General features: G+C 69.7%; 15 protein-coding genes and 1 pseudogene. 10 read left to right on the top strand and 6 right to left on the bottom strand.

Annotated features, from left to right (window positions below; genetic code table 11):
• Positions 1 to 15 precede the first annotated feature (15 nt).
• The 3 genes from F7R91_RS30890 (at position 16) to F7R91_RS43885 (ending at position 2,845) form a co-directional block, all read left to right on the top strand.
• Positions 16 to 147, top strand: coding sequence for a transposase (locus tag F7R91_RS30890; protein WP_225320873.1), 132 nt, complete (start codon positions 16 to 18; stop codon positions 145 to 147).
• Between the two features lie 657 nt (positions 148 to 804).
• A complete protein-coding gene (gene ltrA, locus F7R91_RS30895) occupies positions 805 to 2,610 on the top strand; it encodes a group II intron reverse transcriptase/maturase (protein WP_408056074.1) in 1,806 nt (601 codons plus the stop codon).
• Positions 2,611 to 2,713: 103 nt separating this feature from the next.
• Positions 2,714 to 2,845: a hypothetical protein gene (locus F7R91_RS43885; protein WP_269144776.1), complete on the top strand. Its 132-nt coding sequence runs from the start codon at positions 2,714 to 2,716 to the stop codon at positions 2,843 to 2,845.
• Positions 2,846 to 2,994: 149 nt separating this feature from the next.
• On the opposite strand, the pseudogene F7R91_RS30905 reads toward F7R91_RS43885, so the two are convergent.
• Together F7R91_RS30905 and F7R91_RS30910 are read right to left on the bottom strand one after the other, a co-directional pair.
• A pseudogene (locus F7R91_RS30905) lies at positions 2,995 to 3,309 on the bottom strand (hypothetical protein); the annotation flags it as partial.
• A gap of 121 nt (positions 3,310 to 3,430) precedes the next feature.
• Positions 3,431 to 5,782, bottom strand: a complete 2,352-nt coding sequence (locus F7R91_RS30910) for an immune inhibitor A domain-containing protein (RefSeq protein WP_150954331.1) — start codon at positions 5,780 to 5,782, stop codon at positions 3,431 to 3,433.
• A gap of 387 nt (positions 5,783 to 6,169) precedes the next feature.
• Between F7R91_RS30910 and F7R91_RS30915 the strand changes: the two genes are divergently transcribed.
• A complete protein-coding gene (locus F7R91_RS30915; RefSeq protein ID WP_191971698.1) occupies positions 6,170 to 6,454 on the top strand; it encodes a hypothetical protein in 285 nt (94 codons plus the stop codon).
• Positions 6,455 to 6,461: 7 nt separating this feature from the next.
• On the opposite strand, the gene F7R91_RS30920 is transcribed toward F7R91_RS30915, so the two are convergent.
• Together F7R91_RS30920 and F7R91_RS30925 are read right to left on the bottom strand one after the other, a co-directional pair.
• Positions 6,462 to 7,112, bottom strand: a complete 651-nt coding sequence (locus tag F7R91_RS30920; protein ID WP_150954333.1) for an RDD family protein — start codon at positions 7,110 to 7,112, stop codon at positions 6,462 to 6,464.
• Between the two features lie 89 nt (positions 7,113 to 7,201).
• On the bottom strand, positions 7,202 to 8,803 hold the full coding sequence (locus F7R91_RS30925) for an RDD family protein (RefSeq protein ID WP_150954336.1): 1,602 nt from the start codon (positions 8,801 to 8,803) through the stop codon (positions 7,202 to 7,204).
• A 278-nt stretch (positions 8,804 to 9,081) separates the two neighbouring features.
• Between F7R91_RS30925 and F7R91_RS30930 the strand changes: the two genes are divergently transcribed.
• The gene (locus F7R91_RS30930) at positions 9,082 to 9,555 is read left to right on the top strand and encodes an SsgA family sporulation/cell division regulator (protein WP_150954339.1); all 474 of its coding nucleotides are present in this window, start codon (positions 9,082 to 9,084) and stop codon (positions 9,553 to 9,555) included.
• A gap of 14 nt (positions 9,556 to 9,569) precedes the next feature.
• On the opposite strand, the gene F7R91_RS30935 is transcribed toward F7R91_RS30930, so the two are convergent.
• Complete coding sequence (locus F7R91_RS30935; protein WP_150954342.1) at positions 9,570 to 10,970, bottom strand: FAD-binding oxidoreductase; 1,401 nt, start codon at positions 10,968 to 10,970, stop codon at positions 9,570 to 9,572.
• Between the two features lie 97 nt (positions 10,971 to 11,067).
• On the opposite strand from F7R91_RS30935, the gene F7R91_RS30940 reads away from it, so the two are divergent.
• Positions 11,068 to 12,525 carry a tetratricopeptide repeat protein gene (locus F7R91_RS30940; protein WP_150954345.1) on the top strand — a complete coding sequence of 486 codons (1,458 nt, stop codon included), beginning with the start codon at positions 11,068 to 11,070 and terminating at the stop codon, positions 12,523 to 12,525.
• Between the two features lie 6 nt (positions 12,526 to 12,531).
• Here F7R91_RS30940 and hppD read toward each other — a convergent pair whose 3' ends face one another.
• Positions 12,532 to 13,677 (bottom strand): 4-hydroxyphenylpyruvate dioxygenase, encoded by a 1,146-nt coding sequence (hppD, locus tag F7R91_RS30945; RefSeq protein WP_150954348.1) that lies wholly within the window; start codon positions 13,675 to 13,677, stop codon positions 12,532 to 12,534.
• A 121-nt stretch (positions 13,678 to 13,798) separates the two neighbouring features.
• Between hppD and F7R91_RS30950 the strand changes: the two genes are divergently transcribed.
• Genes F7R91_RS30950 through F7R91_RS43090 form a run of 4 tightly spaced genes read left to right on the top strand, consistent with a single transcriptional unit; the run spans position 13,799 to position 17,047 of the window.
• Positions 13,799 to 14,281: an Lrp/AsnC family transcriptional regulator gene (locus tag F7R91_RS30950; RefSeq protein WP_150954351.1), complete on the top strand. Its 483-nt coding sequence runs from the start codon at positions 13,799 to 13,801 to the stop codon at positions 14,279 to 14,281.
• A 36-nt stretch (positions 14,282 to 14,317) separates the two neighbouring features.
• Positions 14,318 to 14,983, top strand: coding sequence for an ABC transporter permease (locus tag F7R91_RS30955; RefSeq protein WP_150954354.1), 666 nt, complete (start codon positions 14,318 to 14,320; stop codon positions 14,981 to 14,983).
• The gene (locus F7R91_RS43085; RefSeq protein ID WP_150954357.1) at positions 14,976 to 16,229 is read left to right on the top strand and encodes an ABC transporter ATP-binding protein; all 1,254 of its coding nucleotides are present in this window, start codon (positions 14,976 to 14,978) and stop codon (positions 16,227 to 16,229) included. Before F7R91_RS30955 ends, F7R91_RS43085 begins: the two co-directional genes overlap by 8 nt.
• The gene (locus tag F7R91_RS43090; RefSeq protein ID WP_150954360.1) at positions 16,226 to 17,047 is read left to right on the top strand and encodes an ABC transporter permease; all 822 of its coding nucleotides are present in this window, start codon (positions 16,226 to 16,228) and stop codon (positions 17,045 to 17,047) included. The genes F7R91_RS43085 and F7R91_RS43090 overlap by 4 nt, the downstream gene beginning before the upstream one ends.
• The last annotated feature ends 20 nt before the right edge of the window (positions 17,048 to 17,067 follow it).

The raw sequence follows: 17,067 nt of genomic DNA on the forward strand, positions 1-17,067 counted from the left end.
GACATACACGTCGTCCTGGACAACGGTTCCTCCCACACCGCCAGGCACACCAAGAAGTGGCTGGCCGACCATCCGAGATGGACGGTGCACTGGACTCCGCCGCACGCTTCCTGGCTGAACCAGGTCGTGCGACACGAAGTCGCTTGAGGAGAGTGGGAATCACCGAGGAGGTTCGACTGATGTCGAAGGTGTAGGACCCGAGCCAGTGCGCAGGGCTCGTTCCCGCCCCAGCGTGCGTTGCGAGTAATCGCGGGGTGCGAAGCCTGGGGAACTGCCCAAGGATTCCCGTTCCATCCGGGGGTTACAGGCTGGGAAATGCCGGACGGGTGAATGCGAATGAACCCTTGATGATGCCTCGTCATGAGCACTCTCGCCGATGGGTTGTTTCAGCGGGAGATAGGGACTGGCCGTTGGAAAGCGGCAGGCGCCGACCGGAGATATCTGACCGGTCGGGAGTGCACCGCCGTCCCCGGGGTGCAGAGGGCACCCTCCCCGGCAGCATCTCTCTCATGCGGAACGTGACAACCCCGATGGAGTCCAGGCCACGCAGTTCTGGTCTGGTAAGCCAACCGCAAGGAAGGCCCAACTCTCCAGCGGGCGCAGGAAGACCCAGCAAGCGAATGCCGGTGGCCGAAAGGCAGCAGGAAACCGGGAACCACATGCCGACACCTCCGTCGGCGGTCCCCGCATAACTGGCCGGATAGGGGCTGATGCTCCGACCTGAAAGGGTGCTGACGTGGGTCTGGTGAGCTTGTGAAGAGACGATGACCGAAGACACCGGAACCGAAGGGCAAGTTGGACGCCGTGACGACACAGACGGCCGGCGCGGCTCAAGCCGCAGCCACCGCCCCCGGCATGGCGAACGGACCTGAGGACGAGATCACCGACTGGCCGTCGATCGACTGGCGCAGGGTCGAGGACGACGTACGGCGTCTGCGGCAGCGCATCTTCACGGCATCGCAGGCAGGAGACCTGGCCAAGGTCAGGAACCTGCAGAAGTTGATGCTCCGCTCCCGCGCCAACACACTCGCGAGTGTGCGGCGCGTCACGGAGGTCAACGCTGGCCGCAAGACGGCGGGCATCGACGGGAAAGTCGTCCTGCTGCCCCAGGGCAAGGCCGAGTTGGCCGACTGGGTGCAGCATGGCGCGGCCCCGTGGAAACCCAAACCCGTCAGGCGGGTCTATATCGCCAAAGCGAATGGAAAACAACGTCCGCTCGGAATTCCCGTGATCGCCGACAGATGCCTTCAGGCTCTGGCGCTGAATGCACTGGAGCCCGAGTGGGAGGCGCGGCTGGAGCCGAAGGTCTACGGTTTCCGTCCCGGTCGTGGCTGTCATGACGCGATCGTGGCCATCCACACGACGGCGAGTGGCAAGAATGCCAAACGCCGGTGGGTGCTCGACGCCGACTTGAAAGCGGCTTTCGACCGGATCGACCACGAGTACCTGCTCGCGTCACTGGGTTCCTTCCCCGGAAGGGGGATGATCGCCGGGTGGCTGAAGGCGGGTGTGGTCGAGGAAGGTTGGTTCGCCCCCACCGTGGAGGGAACTCCCCAGGGCGGGGTGATCAGTCCCGCGTTGTTGAATATTGCTTTGCATGGAATGGGAAAGGCCGCTGGAGTCCACTACCAGACTCTCGGCAGTGATGCCGCGATTTTGGCGCGTGACTCCCCGGTTCTGGTCGTCTATGCCGACGACCTTCTCGCCCTGTGCCATTCACAGGAACAGGCCGAGGAGCTCAAGGCACGGCTGGCCGCGTGGCTCACGCCCCGGGGACTGGCCTTCAACGAGGACAAGACGCGCATCGTCCACCTCGACGAGGGCTGTGACTTCCTGGGGTTCAACATCCGACGCTATCGCGGCAAGTTGCTGACCAAGCCGAGCAATGCGGCCCTGCGGCGGATCCGGGAACGGCTCGCCGCCGAGGTGCTGGCCCTGCGCGGGGCCAACGCCGACGCGGTGATCGCCAAGCTCAACCCGATCATCAAGGGCTGGGCTGCCTACTACCGGATCGGGGTGTCCAAGCGGGCGTTCAACTCGCTGGACGCCTACGTGTGGAGGCTGGTCTACAAGTGGGCCAAGTTCTCCCACCCGAACAAGTCGAAGCGCTGGGTGACCGACCGGTACTTCGGCATGTTCAACCCGTTCAGGCAGGACAGGTGGGTGTTCGGGGACCGCACCAGCGGTTTCTACCTCTACAAGTTCGCCTGGACACCGATCGTCCGGCACCGGATGGTGCCAGGAACGGCGTCGACCGACGATCCCGCCCTGGCCGACTTCTGGGCCAAGCGGCGTCGCCGCGGAAAACCCCCGCTGAGCAAAGGCACCCTGCACCTGTTGCAGAAGCAGCACGGCCGGTGTCCACTCTGCGGAGGACTGCTGCTGCACGCCGACCACGAGCCGCAAACCCCCGACCAGTGGGAACAGTGGCTCAAGGTCACCCGCACCGCGATCCGCAAACACGCGATCACCGCCGATGCGGGCAACGGCAAGCCGGACAAACCCGCCACCCCACGCCTGATCCACACCCACTGCCACCGTCGGCCGACCACCGGCATCGGCAAGACGCCAGCACTTCTGACCAGCCCGCGAGCCATAGAGCTTGCTTGAGCCGGTTGCCCGGAAACGGGCACGGCCGGTTCTTAGGGGGCGGGGACGCAGCAATGCGTCCCCGCTACCCGACGAGCTGTTCTTCTCAGCGACGACCCGCCGGGTGCTGCGGCACGGCGACTTCTCCAGCCGCGACGACCTCATCGACAAACTGGACACCTACGTGATCAACCACAACACCACCGCCAAGCCCTACCGCTGGACCTACGACGGCACCCCGCTCAAAACTTCCTGATGCCCCAACACCCCTCCACGAACTTGCGCGGAGCAGCACTAGGAGCGGTCCAGGAGCCACTCCGGACGCCTCTCGGGACGGCCCAGGAGCCACTCCGGACGGTCCAGGAGTCTCTCCGGGGCCTCCGCGGGGACTGCGGGGGTCTCCTTGGGCTGTCTCAGCAGGGCCCGGATCGGGCGCCACAGCTCGGTCGTGAGGACTCCGTTGTCCGGTGCGGTGCGCCATATCAGGCCGTCCGGATGGTGCAGGACCGCCGTGATCTCGTCCGGGGTCGGAGGCGCGGCGTTGCCCCTGAGGTAGATCGCGCGCATACCGAGGTTGCGCAGCCTGGTCAGGGCGCGCGCCCGGTTCTGCGCGTGGACGAGCACACGCACTCCGGACGAGCCGTCGGCGGCGGGGCTGGGCAGGTTCAGTGCCACCACCACGCTGCCTGACGGCAGCTTGCAGAAACCTCCTGCGGCCATGCGGTCACACCCCCGTGCAAGTCAGTGTCAATAAGAGAGGCACAGGACGCACCTAAACACGATCGGCGGCAACCCGCCAAGGGGCTGCCGCCGATCGCGCTCTGACCTGCTAAAACGCTGACTACCTCACCGCAGGGGCGATCTTGAGCCAGATCTTCGAGCCGTCCTCGGCCTCCCGGACGATCTTGATCTTGGTGTTGGTGTCAGTGATCTTGACGCCACCGGTCGGGTTCGACTCGTCGTAGTAGGTGCTCGTGTGGTCGTTGAAGACCGACACACCCTTCGACGACTTGATCTTGGTCGCCACGTCCGCCTTGTGCAGCGTGATGCCGTCCGTGCGGTTCAGGCCGAACGTCGAGTCGTAGGCCTGGATGCGGTTGCGGATCAGCGTGCCGTCGGCCCACTTCAGCGCCTTCGGGTGCGCGTCGACCGGCATGATCAGGGCGGTGCCCGGGTGCTGGCTGGTGTTGTTGTCCGCCTGGGAGGTGTCCCACTGCCAGATCAACAGGCCGTTCTGGTACGGGTAGTGCTCCACCCAGTCCGGACGGGTCGTCGAGAAGCCGAAGTTGTACGGGCCGACCTTGAGGGTCTTGTCGTACGACACGTACTGGCGGTTCTCGGCGATGTAGTACTGCGCGTAGTCCTTGGTGAAGGACGCGCCGATGCGGGAGAAGCCGTTCGCGGTCCAAGCGGCGTCCGCCGTCTCGGCATTGTCGGAGAACACGGTGGCGCCGTCGGCGGTCAGCGTGATCTCGTCGGCCGCGAAGCCCTTCTGCGCCACGCCGCCGTCGGTCTGGTAGCGGAAGCGGACATCGATCTTCTTGCCCGCGTAGGCGTCCAGGGAGTACGACAGCTTCTTGTAGCCGTCGACCGTGCCGGTCAGGACCGGCTTGTCGCTGCCGTCACGCGGGATCGGCTGGCCGTCCACCGTGCCGTCGAGCGCGGTCCAGTTGGCGCCGCCGTCGGTCGACACCTCGGTGTAGAGGTAGTCGTAGTTGGCCTCGATGTCGTACCAGCCGGCCAGGGTCAGCGCGGCCGAGGACTTGCCGGTGAGGTCGACGGAACGGGACAGCGTGTTCTTGAGGTTGTCGCCGCTGCCGCTCCACCACTGGGTCGCGCCCTGAGCCGGGGTCACGATGGTGGTGGTGACCGCCTTCTCCGGCAGCGAGACCACGAGGGCCTGCTTGTCCCAGGTGTTGTACTCGGCGACGCCCAGCTTGTGGGTGGACTGCTTGCCGGCCTTGGCCGTGTCGTAGTTCAGCCAGCCGAGCTGCAGCTTGTCCCAGGCGCCGAAGTCGCCCGGCAGGTCGCCGATGGAGTCCTTGCCCCGGCCGAGCCAGGAACCGGAGGACATCAGGGTCCAGAAACCGGTGGAGTTGTCGCCGCCGGCCGTGTCGTAGTGGTCCGGCAGCCCGAGGTCGTGGCCGTACTCGTGGGCGAAGACGCCGAGTCCGCCGTTCTCCGGCTGGATGGTGTAGTCGCCGACCCAGATGCCGGTGCTGCCGACCTGCGCGCCGCCCAGCTTGTTGTTGTCCGGGCCGGTGGCGCCGGCGTCGGTGCCGAAGGCGTACCAGCGGTGGGCCCAGATCGCGTCCGTGCCCTGGACGCCGCCGCCCGCCGACTCGTCCTCACCGGCGTGCACGATCTGGAAGTGGTCGACGTAGCCGTCGGGCTCGTTGAAGTTGCCGTCGCCGTCGAAGTCGTAGCGGTCCCACTGGTCGTACTTGGCCAGGTCCGCCTTGATGTCGGCGTCGGACTTGCCGGCCGCCTTCTGCTGGGCGACCCAGGAGGTGAGGCCGTCGCTCACGACGTTCCACACGCTCGGGCAGTTGGTGTCACCGCAGGCGTTGTTGCCGTAACGGGCCTCGTTGTAGGGGACCTTGACCCAGTCGGAGACCTCACCGGCCACCGAGTAGCGGCCCGAGGACTGCTTCTCGTAGAACTTCTTCAGCGACTCGGTCTTCTTGCCGGTGCCGAAGTAGAGGTTCCGGTAGTGCTTCTGGTTGTAGTCCTTCTGCCAGGCCGTGCTGTTGTCCTTGCGGCGGTCCGGCGCGGCGATCTTGTTGTGCAGCGGGCCGGGGGTGCCGCCGAACTTCGGGTCGATCTGGTCGCCGAACTCCACCAGGATCGTGAAGATCTTGTCGGTCTTCTCCCGGCCGAGTTCGACGTACTTGCTGTCGCCCTTCTTGCTCTTGAGCTGGACGACCTGCGAGCCGTTGCGGTCCTTGACCTTGGCGTCGCCGGATATGACCTGGTTCAGGGCTTCTTGACGCTGGGCCTCCTGGGTCTTGCTGAGGGGACCGTCGAGGTCGTGCTTCTGCTGTTTCACCGGCGCCGGGTCGTGCCGGTTCGGTGCCGCTGAGTCGGCCGTCGTGCGGGCCTCCGCCACGGCGAACGTCGAGAACGTGGCGGTGGCCGCCGCGAGCGCGACACCGATCGCGGCCGCTCTGAACGTCCAGGGTCTACTGGTCACTTGAGATCCTCCCCCGCGTTCGTGCGCGCGGAGGGGGATGGTGGTCAGGCAAGGTCCGCGCGCGCGTGATCAACGCGTGTAGTCAAGTGACGACATTTGACTAGAGGTTCACCGGAAAAGACAGACCTTGACTTGCACAGGACAAGTGCACTATGCGGAGCCGCCGTTCGCTTTGCGGACGCCCGACCGGCGCGCGCGTAGGTCCACTTGATGGACGCCATGACTCCGTGCGCCCCCTGTGCACCGGCACTGTTGGTTAGGTCACGCTTACTGTTCGTTCCGCTCGGGCATTCAGCCGGTTAGAGTCGATTGGCGGAACGCCCGGACATCGGCGCAAAGCCAGGCCGACGCCCCCCGTGTACCCCCGATTCCGAGGACACGATTGCCATGCCTCGTCCGACCGCCGCACAGCTCGCCTACGGTTCGTGCACCGTGATCTTCTCGACGCTCGCCATGCTGCTGCTGTCACAGACGAGTTCGGGTGTGGGGATCGCGGTCATCGCCGTCTCGGCGCTCGCCCTCGGACTCCTCGTCGCCATGACGGTGCCGCTGCCCAGGCAGAGCGTCGCCGAGGCTCCCCGGCGCGCCGCCACCATGCACGCGGAGCAGACGCCGGTTCCGGCCACGGTGGCCGCGGCGACCGAGCCCGTGCACGAGCGCGCCGCTTCCTGAGGCGAGGTCAGCCGACGCTGACCACCACCGTCTTGGCGGCCTTGTCGTGCAGGCCCTGCTTGTAGGGCTTGTCGAAGTAGCTCCAGCCGCCCGCGATCGCGGTCCAGATGCAGGCGCAGCAGAAGGCGAACGGAATCCACAGCACCGACGAGCGGATCAGCGTGGACTGCACGGAGGGCGTGGCGCCGTTGTCAAGGTCGGCCACCCGCATGCGCAGCCACTTCTTGCCGAGCGTCTGCCCCGATCTGGCAATCATGACGGTGTCGTAGGCGATGTAGAGGACGGCGGCGATCACCGACTGCGCGAAGGACTTGCTCACCTCGATCTTGTCGCTGTCCACCTCGTACTCACGGACGTTGAAGCCCCAGGTGAGCAGCCAGACGACGATGCCCACCAGGATCATGTCGATGATCCTGGCGAGCGTGCGTCTGCCGCTGTCCGCGAGCGGCGGCATGCCGGCCAGCGGGTCGCCGGGAGCGCCGCCGTGCGGGGCGCCGCCACCGCCGTAGGACCCGCCCTGGAAGGGCGGCGGCTGGCCGCCCTGGGGGGCGTCGTACGGCGAGCCCGAGCCCTCTCCGGGAGCGCCGGACGGGGGTTTCCTGAAACGGTCGTCTTCCGGTGGCTGCTGACCCGAGCCGGGCGGCGGTTCGCTGCTCATGGCCCGAGTCGACCGCGAACGCCCCGGCTCCGCATCCGGCGAGCGGCCGTCCGGAGTACCGCGTCAGGTGCTCCGGACGGCGTACACGGTCACCCCGCCACGAACGTATGCGCGGCCTTGTCGTGCCAGCACTGGTGCCACGGCCGGTCGAACAGACACCACACGACGCCGACGACACCGACGCCGAGCAGACCGGGCACGCTGTAGACGAGCCAGCGGCGCAGCGCCGCTCCGAACGTCGGAGGCTCGTGGGCCTCGATGTCCCGCACCTCCAGCCCGAGCAGCTTCTTGCCGAGCGTACGGCCCCACTTGGCGTGGGGCAGCGCCTCGTAGAGAACACCGAAGACGAGCAGGACTGCCAGGACGATGCCGAGGTACGCCGACGTCGTGCCGTCGAGCAGCCAGACGGTGACGGTCTGTCCGGAGAGCTTGGCCGCGTCGATCTTCTCGTTGATGTGGTCGACCGCCCGTGTGCCGAGGGGTACGGCGGCCACGGCGGTGACGCCGGCGAGGACGAACGTGTCGATCAGCCGGGCGGCCAGCCGCTTGCCGAGTCCCGCGGGCCTGGCCGCCGCCTGACGCCGTGCGGCCGCCTGGAAGATGTCCTCGACCGGCGGCTTCCAGGGCGTGACGGGCTGCTCGTCACCCCCGGCCAACTGGTGCACCTGCTGCGCCCAGGAGGACTGACCGCCGCCGGGACCACTGGTCACGGGGGTGGCGGCCGCGGCTTCCGGCTGGGGGGCGCCGGGCTGGGCGGGCACGGCCGGGGCGGTGGTCTGCGGCGCGGGGGCGGCCGGGGACGGCGGAGTTGGCTGGGGACCGGAGAAGGCCGCCGGGGACGCCGGAGTCTGCTGGGGGCCGGAGAGTGCCGTCGGGGCGGCGGGGGAAGCCTGGGCGGCTGCGCCGCCTGCCGCCGTCTGGGCCGCCGCGGCGCGGGCCGATGCGGCCTTCCCGGCGCCGAAGCCGGGCGCGTCCGGCCTTCCGGCCGCCGCGGACCCGCCGCCCGCCTCCGCGGCCGGATCGGCGGCGGGCACTTCCGCACCACCGGAGCCACCGGCCTGCGCGGACGGCCCCGCCGTGCTCGCGCCCCCGGCCTGCGCCCCGGGCGCCCCGTACTGCTGCCCCGTGCGCGGGGCAGCCGGCCGGAACACCATGGTGCCGTCGTCGCTCGCATCCGTGCCCGAAGCAGCCTCGGTCTGCCCCGGCCCCGCCGCAGGCCTGCGGAACACGAAGGTGCCGGCGGAGTCGGTCGCGGGTGTCTCCGTGGGCGGGACGGTGGCCGTGCCGTCCGTGCGGGCGGAGTTGCCGTCCGGCCGGCGGGGGTCGGCGTCCTGCGGGGCACCCCAGGAGACCCTGCGGTCGTGGTCGCCGCCGAAGCCGGACTGCTGGGCGCGGTCGGCGCCCCAGGCGGACGCCGCTTCGGGGCGGCTGCCGTGCTGGGCGTCCGCCGCCGAGGGCGCGCCGGCCGGGTCCTCGTCGAAGAAGTGCGGGCCCGTCGCCTCGACCGGGGCCGGAGCGGGCGCGGCGGCGGACGGCGGAGCGAGCGGCTCACCGCCCGTCGGCGCCGGACGGCTGGTGCCCGGCACCCAGGCGGCACCGTTCCAGTACCGGACATATCCAGGAATGGACGGGTCCGGGTAATACCCTTCGCGGGGCCTGTCGTCACCGGGGGCCGGGGTTGGGGCGCTCATGTCCGTCGTCCCGTATCTGCTCGGGGGTCAACTGGGGGCCTCAACATCTATCAGACCGGCGCAACGACCACCGCCAGTCCCACTCGACCCACCCTTTCCGGGCAACCTCGCGCACGCTCCTCTCACGACCGGAGAGTCCGCGAACACGGTCGTAAAAAAAGTTCGTCGAACCCGCGTAATGCCCGGCCTCGCGCCCCCTCTCTCCTCTCGTACGCGCCCACCGCCACGGCCGTACGCGCGTCACGAGAGAGCGAGAAAGCGAGAGAGGAACCCACCCCATGGACAAGGTTGTAGAGCGGGAAATGGAGCTCAAGCTCATCCTGTCGCCCGAGCGCAGCGTCGCGGTCCCCGCGCGGCTGAGCTACTTCAGCGACGATCCGTACGCCGTCCACATCACCTTCCATATCGGCTCCGAGCACCCGGTGAGCTGGACGTTCGCCCGCGATCTGCTGGTGGAGGGGGTGTTCCGGCCGTGCGGGCACGGGGACGTGCGGGTGTGGCCGACGAAGGCCGCGGGGCGCAGCGTCGTTCTGATGGCGCTGAGTTCGCCGGGCGGGGACGCACTTCTGGAGGCCCCGGCGGCGCAGGTGTCGGCCTGGGTGGAGCGCACGCTGCGGGTGGTCCCGCCGGGCCGGGAAGCCGACCGGCTGGGCATCGACGACATCCTCGCCGAGCTGCTCACCCCGACGCCGGCCGACGAGCTGTGGCTGTGCGAACCATGGCCCTCGGAGGACTCACTGGACGGGGAGTGACGCGCATCGGTGCGTCAGAACAGCTTGCCCGGATTCAGGATGCCGAGCGGGTCGAAGGCCGTCTTGACCGCCTGCTGCATCTCCACCCCCACCGGGCCGATCTCACGCGCCAGCCACTCCTTCTTCAGGACGCCCACGCCGTGCTCGCCGGTGATCGTGCCGCCCAGCTCCAGGCCGAGGGCCATGATCTCGTCGAAGGACTCGCGGGCGCGCCGGGACTCGTCGGGGTCCTGGGCGTCGAAGCAGACCGTCGGGTGGGTGTTGCCGTCGCCTGCGTGCGCGACGACGCCGATGGTGAGCCGGTGCTTCTGGGCGATCCGCTCGACCCCTTCGAGCATGTCGCCGAGCCGTGACCGGGGCACGCACACGTCGTCGATCATCGTCGTGCCCTTGACCGCCTCCAGCGCGGTGAGGGACAGCCGCCTTGCCTTCAGAAGCAGTTCGGACTCGGCGACGTCGTCGGCCGGTACGACCTGGGTGGCGCCGGCGGCCTCGCACAGCGCGCCGACAGCGGCGAGGTCCGCGGCCGGATCCGGGGTGTCGAAGGCCGCGAGCAGCAGCGCCTCCGTGCTCTCCGGCAGGCCCATGTGCGCGAGGTCGTTGACCGCCTTGACCGTCGTACGGTCCATCAGTTCCAGCAGGGACGGCACATGGCCGCCCGCCATGATCCGGCACACGGCGTCGCAGGCGGCGGCCCCGGACGCGAACTCGGCCGCGAGCACCAGCTGCTCGGGCGGCTTGGGCTTGAGGGCCAGGATCGCCCGTACGACGATGCCGAGCGAACCCTCGGAGCCGACGAACAGCCGGGTGAGGTCGTACCCGGCGACTCCCTTGGCCGTGCGGCGGCCGGTGGACATGAGCCGCCCGTCGGCCAGCACGACGTCCAGACCGAGGACGTACTCGGCCGTCACCCCGTACTTCACACAGCACAGGCCGCCGGAGGCGGTGCCGATGTTGCCGCCGATGGTGCACATCTCCCAGCTGGACGGGTCCGGCGGGTAGTACAGGCCGTGTTCGCCGACCGCGCGGGAGAGGGCGGCGTTGATGACGCCCGGCTCGACGACGGCGATGCGGTCGACGGGACTGATCTCGAGGATGCGGTCCATCTTCGTCAGGGACAGCACGATGCAGCCGTCGGAGGCGTTGGCCCCGCCCGACAGGCCGGTACGGGCGCCCTGCGGGACGACCGGGACACGTAGCTCGGTGGCGATGCGCAGGACGTGCTGGACCTGTTCGACCGTGCGCGGGAGCACGACGACCGCCGGGGAGCCGGCCGGGCAGAAGCTGGCCATGTCGTTGGCGTAGGAGGCCGTGACGTGGGGGTCGGTCAGGACGGCCTCGGCGGGCAGACCGCTGAGCAGACGGTCCAGCAGGTTGCCGGTCACTTCGTCGTGAGGCGCTTCGATACGGCTCATGATCCAAGCCTCGCACCGGGGGCCATCGGTGTGAACCCCGTCTGCGCCGACCGCCGTATGCCGTGGTGACCTGCTGGTACGGACCACAGTGAACGCCATGGAGAACCAGGAGGAGGCACCCGCGCCGGCACCCGCGCCCGGTCGCGGGCGAGGCTTGATCATCGGCGCGGTCGCCGGGTGCGCCGTGCTCGGCGGGACACTGACGCTGCTGCTCTGGGGCGGTGCGGCGCACCAGGCGCCCGCTCCGGCCGCGGGGGCGCAGGCCCTCACGGCGGTGAACGACGGGGTGCCCGCCGCGCTGCCCGACCTCGCGGTGCTGATCGACGAGCGGGAGGCCCATCTGCGGGCGCATCCCGGGGACGCGCAGTCGTGGGCGGTGCTCGGGGCGGCCTATGTGGAGCAGGGGCGGCGGACCGCGGACGCCTCGTACTACCCGAAGGCCGACCAGGCGCTGCGCATGTCGCTGAAGGCGCGCCCGGAGGAGAACGCGGAGGCGCTCCTCGGCCTGGCGGCCCTGGCGAACGCGCGCCGGGACTTCCCCGAGGCCCGCACGTGGGCGGAGGCCGCGCGGAAGCTGGACGCGAAGCGGTGGACGACGTATCCGCTGCTGATCGACGCCTGTACGGGTCTCGGCGACTACAAGGCCGCCGACCGGGCCCTGGAGGAACTGCTGGAGCTGCGTTCCGGGCCGGCGGTGCTGGCGCGGGCCGCGGCCGTCTACCGCGACCGGGGCCGGCGCGAGGACGCGGCGGCCGCGCTCCACGACGCCGCGGCGGCGGCCCGGGCGCCCGCCGAACGGGCGGCGTGGCTGGAGCGGGCCGGGCAGCTGGCCTGGGAGCGCGGGGACCGCGAGGAGGCGCTGCGGTACTTCCGGGAGGCGTCGCGCATCGACCCCGACCAGTGGGCCGCGCGGGCCGGGGAGGCCAGGGTGCTGGCGGCGCTGGGGCGGACGACGGAGGCGCTGAACACGTACCGGGTCGCCCTGGAGAAGCAGCCCTCGCCGCAGTACGCGCTGGAACTCGGCGAGCTGTACGAGTCGCTGGGGCTGCGGCACCCGGCGCGGGTGCAGTACGACCTGCTGCGGGAGCGGGTGCGCGGGGCCGCCGAGGGCGGGGCCGACGAGGAGTTGGTGCTCGGGCAGTTCGAGGCGGACCACGGCGACGCGCAGGCGGCGGTACGGCGGCTGCGGGCGGAGTGGGAGCGGCAGCCCGGGATCGCGGTGGCCGACGCGCTGGGCTGGGCACTGCACCGGGCCGGGGAGGACGAGGAGGCGCTGACGTTCGCCACGGCGGCGACGGACAAGGTGCACGGAGGCGGGGTGCGCAGCGCACTGTACGTCTACCACCGGGGCATGATCGAGCGGGCCCTGCAACAGCAGGGGCCCGCGCGGCGGCATCTTCAGGAGGCGCTGCGGATCAACCCGTACTTCTCACCACTGTGGGCGCCGAAGGCCCGCGCGGCGCTGGCGGAGCTGGGCGAGCCCCCGGCGGAGGGCCCGCCCACGGACGACGACGAGGGTGAGGACGAGTACGAGGACGAGGACGAGGAGAGCTGACGGGATCTAGAGGTTGCCGCGCTTGGCCTGCTCCCGCTCGATCGCCTCGAACAGGGCCTTGAAGTTGCCCTTGCCGAAGCCCATCGAGCCGTGCCGCTCGATGATCTCGAAGAACACGGTCGGCCGGTCCTGGACCGGCTTGGTGAAGATCTGGAGCAGATAGCCGTCCTCGTCGCGGTCGGCGAGGATCTTCAGCTCGCGCAGGGTCTCGATCGGGACGCGGGTGTCGCCGACCCACTCCCCCAGGGTGTCGTAGTACGAGTCGGGGGTGTCGAGGAACTGCACCCCGGCCGCCCGCATCGTCCGTACCGTCTGCACGATGTCGTTGGTGTTGAGCGCGATGTGCTGGACGCCGGCGCCGCCGTAGAACTCCAGATACTCGTCGATCTGGGACTTCTTCTTGGCGATCGCGGGCTCGTTGATCGGGAACTTGACCTTGAGCGTGCCGTCGGCGACGACCTTCGACATCAGCGCGCTGTACTCGGTCGCGATGTCGTCGCCCACGAACTCCTTCATGTTCGTGAAGCCCATGACCTTGTTGTAGAAGCCGACCCACTCGTTCATCCGGCCGAGTTCGACGTTGCCGACGCAGTGGTCGATGGCCTGGAAGGTGCGCTGGGCGGGCGGTTCGACGATCGGGTCGGCCGCGACGAAGTTGGGGAGGTACGGACCGTCGTAGCCCGTCCGCTCGACCAGGGTGTGGCGGGTCTCGCCGTAGGTGGCGATCGCGGCGAGGACGACCGTGCCGTGCTCGTCCTTCATCTCGTACGGCTCGGCCACCGAACGGGCGCCGTGCTCGATCGCGTACGTGTAGGCGGCGCGGGCGTCCGGGACCTCGATCGCGAGGTCGACGACGCCGTCGCCGTGCTCGGCCACATGCTGGGCGAGGAAGTGGCCCCAGGGGGTGGACGGCTTGATGACCGACGTGAGGACGAAGCGTGCCGAGCCGTTGGTCAGCACGTACGAGGCGGTCTCGCGGCTGCCGGTCTCGGGTCCGGAGTACGCGACGAGCCGCATGCCGAAGGCGGTGGAGTAGTAGTGCGCCGCCTGCTTGGCGTTGCCCACGGCGAACACGACCGCGTCCATTCCCTTGACCGGGAAGGGGTCGGCCCGCCGTGCGGTGTCGGGAGTGTGGTCTGTGGTCTGTGTCATAGCGGAAGCCTCGCCCCACCCCGCAAGGTGCGCAATAGTTTGCGTATCCGCTGGACAACATGAGCAGTGCAGGGTCCGTTTCTGCGGGCTTTCTGTACAAGATGACCACTGGAGGCGGGCCGTGGCGATCGATCATCTGGACGGGCGGATCATCCTGCTGCTGGCGAGGGAGCCGCGCATCGGGGTGCTGGAGATGTCCCGGCGGCTGGGGGTGGCCCGGGGAACCGTCCAGGCGCGCCTGGACCGGCTTCAGTCGAATGGCGTCATCCGCGGGTTCGGGCCCCAGGTCGATCCCGCGGCGCTCGGCTATCCGGTGACCGCGTTCGCCACGCTGCAGATCCGGCAGGGGCAAGGACCGGACGTACGGGCGCACTTGGCGACCGTGCCGGAGGTGCTGGAGCTGCACACGACCACCGGCAACGGGGACATGCTGTGCCGGCTCGTGGCCCGCTCGAACGCCGATCTCCAGCGCGTCATCGACCTCGTCGTCGGTTTTGATGGGATCGTCCGGGCCGCCACCGCGATCGTGATGGAGAACCCTGTTCCGCTGCGGATCATCCCGCTGGTGGAACAGGCGGCGGAGGACCGCGACGGACGGGAGTGAACTGGCCGGGCAGGCCCTCGCAGGGGGTGAGCGGATGTGAGCTTCTGGGAGTACCTGGGCGACCGCCACCAGCAGCTGCTGACGGACGCCGGCGAACAGGCGGGCATCGTTTTCCTGTCCATGGTCATGGCGACCCTGCTCGGGGTACTGACCGGCCTCGTCACCTGTCGCAGCGAGCGGGCGGGCAGCCTCGCGACCACGGCCTCCTCGGCCGTCCTGGCCCTTCCCGCGCTCGCCGTGATCGGGCTGCTCGTCCCGGTCGTGGGACTCGGCACTGCGCCCACGGTGATCGCGTTGACCCTGTTCGGGCTGATGCCGGTCATGCGCAGCACCGTCGTCGGGCTGCGCGCGGTCGACCCGTCGCTGGTGGAGGCCGCCACCGGCATCGGCATGTCCCGGCCGATGCGGCTGGCCCGGGTCGAGCTGCCGCTGGCCTGGCCGCCGATCCTGACCGCGATCCGGGTCTCGACACGGATGCTGATGGGGATCGCCGCGATCGCCGCGTACGCCTCCGGCCCCGGGCTCGGCAAGGAGATCTTTCGCGGGCTCGCCTTCCCGGACGGCGAGAACGCGCTCAACGAGGTGCTCGCGGGCACACTCGGGATCATCATCCTGACCCTGCTGTTCGACGTCGTGTACGTCCTCGTCGGGCGGCTGACGATCTCCGGCGGCATCCGTGCGCCCGGGGGAACCCGTGTCTGAGCCCGCCGGGCTGCAGTCGGGCACCACCGCGGCCACGGTCGAACTGGAGCAGCTGACCAAGCGGTACCCGGGCAGTCCGCAGCCCGTCGTCGACAACGTCACCCTGACGATCCGGGCGGGCGAGACCGCCGTCCTCGTCGGGCCGTCCGGATGCGGCAAGTCCACGATCCTCAAGATGATCAACCGGCTGGTCGAGCCGACCGGCGGCCGGGTCCGCGTGGGCGGCGAGGACGTCGGCGCCATGGATCCGGTGGGGCTGCGCCGGAGGATCGGGTACGTGACCCGCGCGAGCGGACTGTTCCCGCACATGACGGTCGCCCAGAACATCGCGCTCGTACCGGAGATGAGCGGCTGGCCGAGGGCACGGATCAGGGCGCGGGTGGAGGAGATGCTCGACCTGGTCGGCCTCGACCCCGTCGAGTTCCGGGACCGCCATCCGCGCGGGCTCTCCGGCGGTCAGCGGCAACGCGTGGCCGTGGCACGGGCGTTGGCGGCCGATCCGCCGGTGCTGCTGATGGACGAGCCGTTCGGCGCGGTCGACCCGGTCACCCGCGACCACCTCCAGGGCGAGCTGATCAGAGTCCAGGGCGAGCTGCACAAGACGATCGTCTTCGTCACACACGACTTCGACGAGGCGATCAGACTGGGCGACCGGATCGCCGTACTGCGCGAACGCTCGCACATCGCGCAGTACGACACCCCGGAGTCGATCCTCACCAACCCGGCCGACGACTTCGTGTCCGGATTCGCCGGCGGCGGGGCGGCACTGAAGCGGTTGAGCCTGACCCGCGTACGGGAGGTGGACATCGCCGCCTACCCGACGCTGACGGTCGACGACCCGCTCCAGGAGATCTTCAACAAACTCCGGGCCAGCGTGACGAACGAGATCCTGCTGCTCGACCAGCGGGGGCGCCCCTACAAGTGGCTCAGGCGCGGCGATCTGATGCGCGCCAAGGGCTCGCTGGCCCGGGCCGGAACGCTGGTGAACGACACGGTTCCCCGGGACGCGACCCTGCGGGACGCCCTGGAAGCGGTGCTGACCGACAGTGCGGGGCGGGTCGCGGTGACCGGGAGACGCGGCGAGTACGCCGGAGTCGTCGATGTGGAGACGCTCATGAACACGGTGCACGAGCTGCTGGAGGCCGACCGGCTGGAGGCGATGGAGACGCGGCACGCACTGGAGGAGATGCGGGCCACGCAGACGCACGCCGAGCAGGAGGGCGAGGGCGGAGGGCAGATGACGTGACCACCCCCGAGTGGCAGGAAGAGCAGACGGACCCGGAAGCAGGTGAGGCGCCGGCTCCGCCCGAACGACGTGTCGCACGACGCGCCACACGACATGTCACCTGGCAGAAGCTGACCCTCCTGCCCGCCCTGCTGGTTGCGCTGCTCCTGGCGACCTGGCTGTGGTTCCTTCAGGCCGACCTGGACCCGGTCGCCGAGCGGGCGCTGTCGGACGGCCGGGTGGCCGAGGCACTGTGGCAGCACGTCGAGCTGACCGTGATCTCCACCTTCTTCGTGCTGGTCATCGCGCTCCCGCTGGGCGTCCTGCTCACGCGCGGGGCGCTGCGGAGTGCGGCCCCGGCGGTGCGGGAGGCGGTCCGCCTGGGCCGGGCGGCCCCGGTGATCGGTCTGCTCGCCCTGCTGGTCATCTGGCTGGGCACCGGACGGACGGCCGTCCTGATCGCCATGATCGTCTACGCCGTTCTGCCGGTGCTGTCCCACACCGTGGCGGGCCTGAAGGCGAACGACCCGACGCTGCTGGAAGCGGCCCGCGGCATCGGTATGTCCCCGCGGGAGGTGCTGACCCGCGTGGAACTGCCGCTCGCCGTCCCGCTGATCCTGGCGGGCGTGCGTACGGCCCTGGTCCTCGATGTCGGTACGGCGACCCTGGCGGCGTTCGGCGGGGGCGGCGGCCTCGGGACACTGATCGCCGCCGGCATCTCCACCGACCGTATGCCGGTCCTGGTGCTCGGCTCGATCCTCACCGTCGCCCTGGCCCTGCTGCTCGACTGGCTCGCGTCACTGGCCGAACTGCTGCTGCGGCCACGGGGGTTGGACTGAGAGAGACCGACAAAGAAGTC

Origin of the sequence: Streptomyces luteolifulvus (genome assembly GCF_008806595.1) — a bacterium.
Lineage (GTDB): Bacteria > Actinomycetota > Actinomycetes > Streptomycetales > Streptomycetaceae > Streptomyces > Streptomyces luteolifulvus.